7 protein-coding genes are annotated in these 5,814 nt (G+C 71.6%); all 7 read left to right on the plus strand.

Annotated features, from left to right (window positions below; genetic code table 11):
* Positions 1-255: 255 nt before the first annotated feature.
* The 7 genes from ACFU53_RS45985 (at position 256) to ACFU53_RS46015 (ending at position 5,671) form a co-directional block, all read left to right on the plus strand.
* Positions 256-1,410 (plus strand): SchA/CurD-like domain-containing protein, encoded by a 1,155-nt coding sequence (locus ACFU53_RS45985; RefSeq protein WP_384006131.1) that lies wholly within the window; start codon positions 256-258, stop codon positions 1,408-1,410.
* Between the two features lie 168 nt (positions 1,411-1,578).
* Complete coding sequence (locus tag ACFU53_RS45990) at positions 1,579-2,034, plus strand: cupin domain-containing protein (protein ID WP_384006133.1); 456 nt, start codon at positions 1,579-1,581, stop codon at positions 2,032-2,034.
* Positions 2,031-3,299: a beta-ketoacyl-[acyl-carrier-protein] synthase family protein gene (locus tag ACFU53_RS45995; RefSeq protein WP_384006135.1), complete on the plus strand. Its 1,269-nt coding sequence runs from the start codon at positions 2,031-2,033 to the stop codon at positions 3,297-3,299. Before ACFU53_RS45990 ends, ACFU53_RS45995 begins: the two co-directional genes overlap by 4 nt.
* Positions 3,296-4,546, plus strand: coding sequence for a beta-ketoacyl synthase N-terminal-like domain-containing protein (locus ACFU53_RS46000; RefSeq protein ID WP_384006137.1), 1,251 nt, complete (start codon positions 3,296-3,298; stop codon positions 4,544-4,546). The genes ACFU53_RS45995 and ACFU53_RS46000 overlap by 4 nt, the downstream gene beginning before the upstream one ends.
* A gap of 33 nt (positions 4,547-4,579) precedes the next feature.
* Positions 4,580-4,837: an acyl carrier protein gene (locus ACFU53_RS46005; RefSeq protein ID WP_384006139.1), complete on the plus strand. Its 258-nt coding sequence runs from the start codon at positions 4,580-4,582 to the stop codon at positions 4,835-4,837.
* Between the two features lies 1 nt (position 4,838).
* Positions 4,839-5,318: an SRPBCC family protein gene (locus ACFU53_RS46010; protein WP_384006141.1), complete on the plus strand. Its 480-nt coding sequence runs from the start codon at positions 4,839-4,841 to the stop codon at positions 5,316-5,318.
* A 20-nt stretch (positions 5,319-5,338) separates the two neighbouring features.
* On the plus strand, positions 5,339-5,671 hold the full coding sequence (locus ACFU53_RS46015) for a TcmI family type II polyketide cyclase (protein ID WP_384006143.1): 333 nt from the start codon (positions 5,339-5,341) through the stop codon (positions 5,669-5,671).
* The last annotated feature ends 143 nt before the right edge of the window (positions 5,672-5,814 follow it).

A 5,814-nucleotide genomic window follows, 5' to 3' on the forward strand; every position in this document is an offset into this window, starting at 1 on the left:
GTCTTCTTGCGGCGCGCCGCAAGAAGACGGCCGGAAGCGTGGCCTGACCCATGCCGGACGCGATAGCCGCCGCGGCCGCCACGCACGCCGCGTGGCGGCCCGGCCGGTCACCCGAGCGGTGCACCGGTCACCCGCGCAGTGCATACGAGTCGCGCGTCCGAGGGGGCGGGCCCAGGATCGAGGCACGCCGACGTCACGCCGATCCGGCCGACGTCCGTCCGTCTCTGCCCCCCCCACCGAGGAGATGTGCGCAGGATGACCACCACGTCCGAACGTGTTTCTCAGACGCCGAAGCGACAGGCGTCGCAGCGTGTCTCCCAGTCCGTCTTCGACGGCTCCCGGCTCCGTGTCGTCCTGCTGGTGGACGTCTACGACGGGGCCCAGCAGCAGTTCCTGGAGGCGTACGAGCAGCTGTGCAACCAGGTCGCGTCCGTCCCCGGGCATGTCAGCGACCAGCTGTGCCAGTCCATCGAGAACCCCTCCCAATGGCTCATCACCAGCGAGTGGGAAAGCGCCCCTCCCTTCCTCACCTGGGTGAACAGCGAGGAACACGTGGAGATGGTGAAGCCCCTGCACAACTGTGTCCGGGACACCCGCTCGCTGCGCTTCCACATCGTTCGCGAGACCGGCGGCCCGGCCGTGGACGCCGCGCCCGGCAAGCGCCGGCTCCAGACCTCTCCCCGGATCGGTGACGGCCTGATCCGGCACGCGCTCACCTTCACGGTCAAGCCGGGCAGCGAGGAGAAGGTCGCCAGGATCCTCGCCGACTATGCCGCACCGGAACCGAAGGTCGACGACACCACCCGGCTGTGCCGCACCTCCCTGTTCATGCACGGCAACCGGGTGGTCCGGGCCGTCGAGGTACGGGGCGACCTGCTCGCCGCGCTGCGGCACGTCGCCCGGCAGCCCGAGGTGCGGGCCGTCGAAGAGGCCCTCAACCCCTATCTGGAGCAGGACCGGGACCTCGACGACCCCGACTCCGCCCGGGTCTTCTTCACCCGCGCGGCGCTGCCCGCCGTACACCATGTGACGGCGGGCCAGGAGAGCCCGGACGCCGAGCGGCACGCGCTGTACTACCCGGCCCGTGAAGGCTGCGGTCTGCGGCTGGCCGAGCTGCTCGCCCGGCAGGACGAGGCGGCTGCGGACGACCCGCAGGGGCCGGTGTTGCGCAGCACGATCTTCCAGCGCGACGACGTCGTGGTGCGGCTGGTCGACGTACGCGGCGGGCTCGACAACGACCCCGGCCCCGTGCTCGGTCTCACCGACCGCGCCCGCGCGTCCGAACTGACGGCGCTTCTCGACGGCGGCGCCCTCGGCTCGGACGGTTCGCCGAAGGACGGCGCCCCCGCCCGCCTGCTCACGGTCGCCCGCATGGAACTCGTCACCGACCGCCGGGCGCCCGACGCCTGACGCCCGACGCCTGACCGCCGGCACCGAGCCGTGACGGCCACGCCTCATGCCCTCATGCCCTCAAGTCCTCAAGTCCTCAAGTCCTCACGTCCTCAAGTCCTCATGTCGATGCGGCACCTGTTCGATGCATCACCTGTCTTCGACGCAGCTCATGTTCGGAGGAACGTCGTGATCAAACGCCATCCCGGAATCGTGGATGTCAGCGAGGTCGAGCCCAACACTCGGCGCGGCGGCGATCTGCGCGCCATGCTCACCCCCACCACCGTCGGCTCCACCAGCGGTTTCATGGGCGTCGCCATCGTGCCGCCCGGCGACCGCATCGCCGAGCACTACCACCCGTACTCCGAGGAGTTCATCTATGTCGTCTGCGGGCAGCTGGAGGTCGACCTGGACGGCGAGCCCTTCGAGCTGCGGCCCGAGCAGGGGCTCCTGATCCCCGCCCACATGCGGCACCGCTTCCGCAACGTCGGCAAGGTGGAGGCCCGCATGGTCTTCCATCTCGGCCCGCTGGCCCCGAGCCCGCCGCTCGGCCACGTCGACACCGAGGACGCCGACGGCGTACCGATCGCGGTGGAGGCGGCCCACGCGGGACGGGCGGCCGAACGACCTCAGGTCCGCTCATGACCAGGCGCGTGGCGGTCACCGGCATAGGCATCGTCGCCCCGGGCGGCATCGGTGTCCCGGCGTTCTGGGACCTCCTGGCCGACGGTCGCACGGCGACACGCGGCATCACGTTCTTCGACCCCTCCGGGCTGCGTTCGCGGATCGCCGCCGAGTGCGACTTCGACCCGGCGGCCCACGGACTGGACGCGGAGCAGGTCGCCCGCTGCGACCGGTACATCCAGTTCGCCCTGGTGGCCGGTGAGGAGGCGATACGGGACTCCGGTCTCGACCTCGCCGCGGAGAACCCCTGGCGGGTCGGGGTCTCCCTGGGCACGGCGGTCGGCGGCACCACCCGGCTGGAGCAGGACTACGTCCTGGTCAGCCATCGCGGGCAGCGCTGGGACGTGGACCACCGGGAGGCCGGGCCGCATCTGCACCGGGCGTTCGCGCCCAGCACCCTCGCCTCGACGGTGGCGGAACGCTTCGAGGCACGCGGACCGGTGCAGACCGTCTCCACCGGCTGCACCTCGGGGCTCGACGCCGTCGGGTACGCCTTCCACACGATCGAGGAGGGCCGGGCCGACGTCTGCATAGCCGGGGCCTCGGACTCGCCGATCTCCCCGATCACCATGGCCTGCTTCGACGCGATCAAGGCCACCTCCCCCGACAACGACGACCCGGCCCACGCCTCCCGCCCCTTCGACGCCGACCGCAACGGGTTCGTCATGGGCGAGGGCGGCGCCGTACTCGTCCTGGAGGAGCTGGAGCACGCCCGGGCCCGCGGCGCGCACGTGTACTGCGAGATCAGCGGCTACGCCACCTTCGGCAACGCCTATCACATGACCGGTCTGACCAGCGAGGGCCTGGAGATGGCGCGGGCCATCGAGGACGCCCTCGACCACGCCCGGCTCGACCGCACGGCCGTCGACTACGTCAACGCGCACGGGTCGGGCACGAAACAGAACGACCGGCACGAGACGGCCGCCGTCAAACGGACGCTCGGCGCGCACGCCTACGACACGCCCATGAGCTCCATCAAGTCCATGGTGGGCCACTCCCTGGGCGCGATCGGCGCCATCGAGGTCGTCGCCTGTGCGCTGGCCCTGACCCACCAGGTCGTCCCGCCCACCGCGAACTACGAGACCCCGGACCCCGAGTGCGACCTGGACTACGTCCCGCGCGTCGCCCGTGAGCGGCGGCTGAACAGTGTCCTCTCCGTGGGCAGCGGGTTCGGCGGCTTCCAGTCCGCGGTGGTCCTGAACCTGCCGAGGGAGAAGACACGATGAGCGAACGGCGTCCTCGGCGCGCGGCCGTCACCGGCATCGGTGTGGTCGCGCCCAACGGAACCAGCACCGAGACGTTCTGGAAGTCCACCAGGGAGGGCATCAGCGTCCTGGACCGGGTCACCCGCGAAGGGTGCGAGCACCTGCCGCTGCGGGTGGCCGGCGAGGTCCGGAACTTCGACCCGCCGTCGGCGGTCGAGGAGCGCTACCTCGTCCAGACCGACCGGTTCACGCACTTCGCGATGGCCGCGGCCGACCAGGCGCTCGACGACGCCCGCCTCGACCGGCCCGAGACCGACGCCGCGCCGTTCTCCGTGGGCGTAGTCACCGCGGCCGGCTCCGGCGGCGGCGAGTTCGGCCAGCGGGAGCTGCAGCAGCTGTGGTCCAAGGGCAGCCGCTTCGTCGGGCCGTACCAGTCCATCGCCTGGTTCTACGCCGCGAGCACCGGCCAGATCTCCATCCGCCGCGGCTTCAAGGGCCCCTGCGGGGTGATCGCCTCCGACGAGGCCGGCGGCCTGGACGCCCTGGCGCACGCGGCACGGGCCGTGCGGCGCGGCACCGACGTGATGGTGGCCGGCGCGACCGAGGCACCGCTCGCCCCCTACTCGGTGGTCTGCCAGCTCGGCTACGAGGAGCTGAGCACCGTCGACGACCCGGAGCGTGCCTACCGCCCGTTCACCGCCGCGGCCTGCGGCTTCGTGCCCGCCGAGGGCGGCGCCATGCTGGTCGTGGAGGCCGAGGGCACGGCCCGGGAACGGGGCGCGCCCGTGCGGGCCGTCCTGGCGGGCCACGCGGCGACGTTCACCGGCGCCTCCCGCTGGGAGGAGTCCCGGGAGGGGCTGGCCGAGGCGATCCGGGTGGCCCTGGACGAGGCCGGCTGCGCCCCCGAGGAGATCGACGTGGTCTTCGCCGACGCCCTCGGCGTCCCGGCGGCGGACCGTGCCGAGGCGCTGGCGATCGTGGACGCCCTCGGCCCGCACGGCACCCGCGTCCCCGTCACGGCACCGAAGACCGCCGTCGGCCGGGGCAACGGCGCGGCAGCCGTGCTGGACGTCGCCGCGGCGGTGCTCGCGATGGAGCACGGCGTGATCCCGCCGACCCCCAACGTCTTCGACGTCTGCCACGACCTCGACCTCGTCACCACCCGCGCCCGCGCCGCCGAGCCGCGCACGGCGCTGGTCCTCAGCCGAGGACTCATGGGGTCGAACTCGGCGCTGGTGCTCCGGCTCGGCACCGGCGACGCCTCGTAGCGAGGCGTCACCCACCAACAAGGGAGAAAACGCATGAGTGACCGCATCACCGTGGAAGAGCTGTCCGAGCTGATGAAGAAGGCCGCCGGCGTCACCGTCACCCCGGAGGAACTCAAGCAGCGGTACGAGTCCGGCTTCGACGTCATCGGCATCGACTCGCTCGGTCTGCTCGGCATCGTGGGCGAACTGGAGAACCGGTACGGCACGCCGATGCCGCCGGACGCGGAGAAGAGCAAGAGCCCCCGGCAGTTCCTCGAACAGGTCAACAGCGCGCTACTGGCAGGAGCCTGACATGTCCGGACACACGCAGAACGAGATCACCATCGGCGCCCCCGTCGACCTGGTCTGGGACATGACCAACGACGTCGCGAACTGGCCCCGGCTGTTCAGCGAGTACGCCACCGCCGAGATCCTCTCCCGGGAGGGGAACAGGGTCACGTTCCGGCTGACCATGCACCCCGACGAGAACGGCAAGGTGTGGAGCTGGGTCTCGGAACGGGAGACGGACCGCGACACGCTCAGCGTGGAGGCCCGCCGCGTCGAGACCGGGCCCTTCGCCTACATGAACATCCTGTGGGAGTACGAGAAGGTCCCGGGCGGCACCCGGATGGTGTGGACGCAGGACTTCGCGATGAAGCCGGACGCGCCGGTCGACGACGACTGGATGACGAACAACATCAACCGGAACTCCAAGGTCCAGATGGCCCTGATCCGGGACCGCATCGAGAAGGCCGCCGCCGAGCAGGGTGCCTCGCCGGACCTGACCGACTGAGCCGGACGGAGAACACCCCCATGCACCAGACCCTGATCGTCGCCCGGATGGCCCCGGGCGCCGGCCCGGACATCGCCAGGATCTTCGAGGAGTCGGACCGGGGGGAGCTGCCGCACCTCATCGGGGTCTCCCGGCGCAGCCTCTTCCAGTTCGGTGATGTGTATCTGCACCTCATCGAGGCCGAGCGCGACCCCGGACCCGCCATCGCCAAGGCGGCCGGGCATCCCGAGTTCCGGGACATCAGCGACCGGCTGACGGCCCATGTCAGCGCGTACGACCCAGCCACCTGGCGTTCCCCGAAGGACGCGATGGCGCAGCGCTTCTATCTCTGGGAGCGCGACCCGGCCGGCTGACCCGGTCGGCTGACCCGGCCGACCGCACCGGCCGCCGGGCCCGCGATGTCGCGGGCCCGGCGGCCGGTTCTCCCGGGGGCGGGCCGGTGCGCAGCCGGGCCCCTGGCAGTCGGACGCGCGGTCGCGTATAAACAACTGACGCG

The sequence above is a fragment of the Streptomyces sp. NPDC057474 genome (genome assembly GCF_042802555.1).
Classification (GTDB): Bacteria; Actinomycetota; Actinomycetes; order Streptomycetales; family Streptomycetaceae; genus Streptomyces.

Bases quoted from the DNA above. Each gene is read 5' to 3' on its own strand.
- ACFU53_RS45985 (WP_384006131.1), top strand. From the start codon at position 256: ATGACCACCACGTCCGAACGTGTTTCTCAGACGCCGAAGCGACAGGCG.
- ACFU53_RS45995 (WP_384006135.1), top strand. From the start codon at position 2,031: ATGACCAGGCGCGTGGCGGTCACCGGCATAGGCATCGTCGCCCCGGGC.
- ACFU53_RS46000 (WP_384006137.1), top strand. From the start codon at position 3,296: ATGAGCGAACGGCGTCCTCGGCGCGCGGCCGTCACCGGCATCGGTGTG.
- ACFU53_RS46005 (WP_384006139.1), top strand. From the start codon at position 4,580: ATGAGTGACCGCATCACCGTGGAAGAGCTGTCCGAGCTGATGAAGAAG.
- ACFU53_RS46010 (WP_384006141.1), top strand. From the start codon at position 4,839: ATGTCCGGACACACGCAGAACGAGATCACCATCGGCGCCCCCGTCGAC.
- ACFU53_RS46015 (WP_384006143.1), top strand. From the start codon at position 5,339: ATGCACCAGACCCTGATCGTCGCCCGGATGGCCCCGGGCGCCGGCCCG.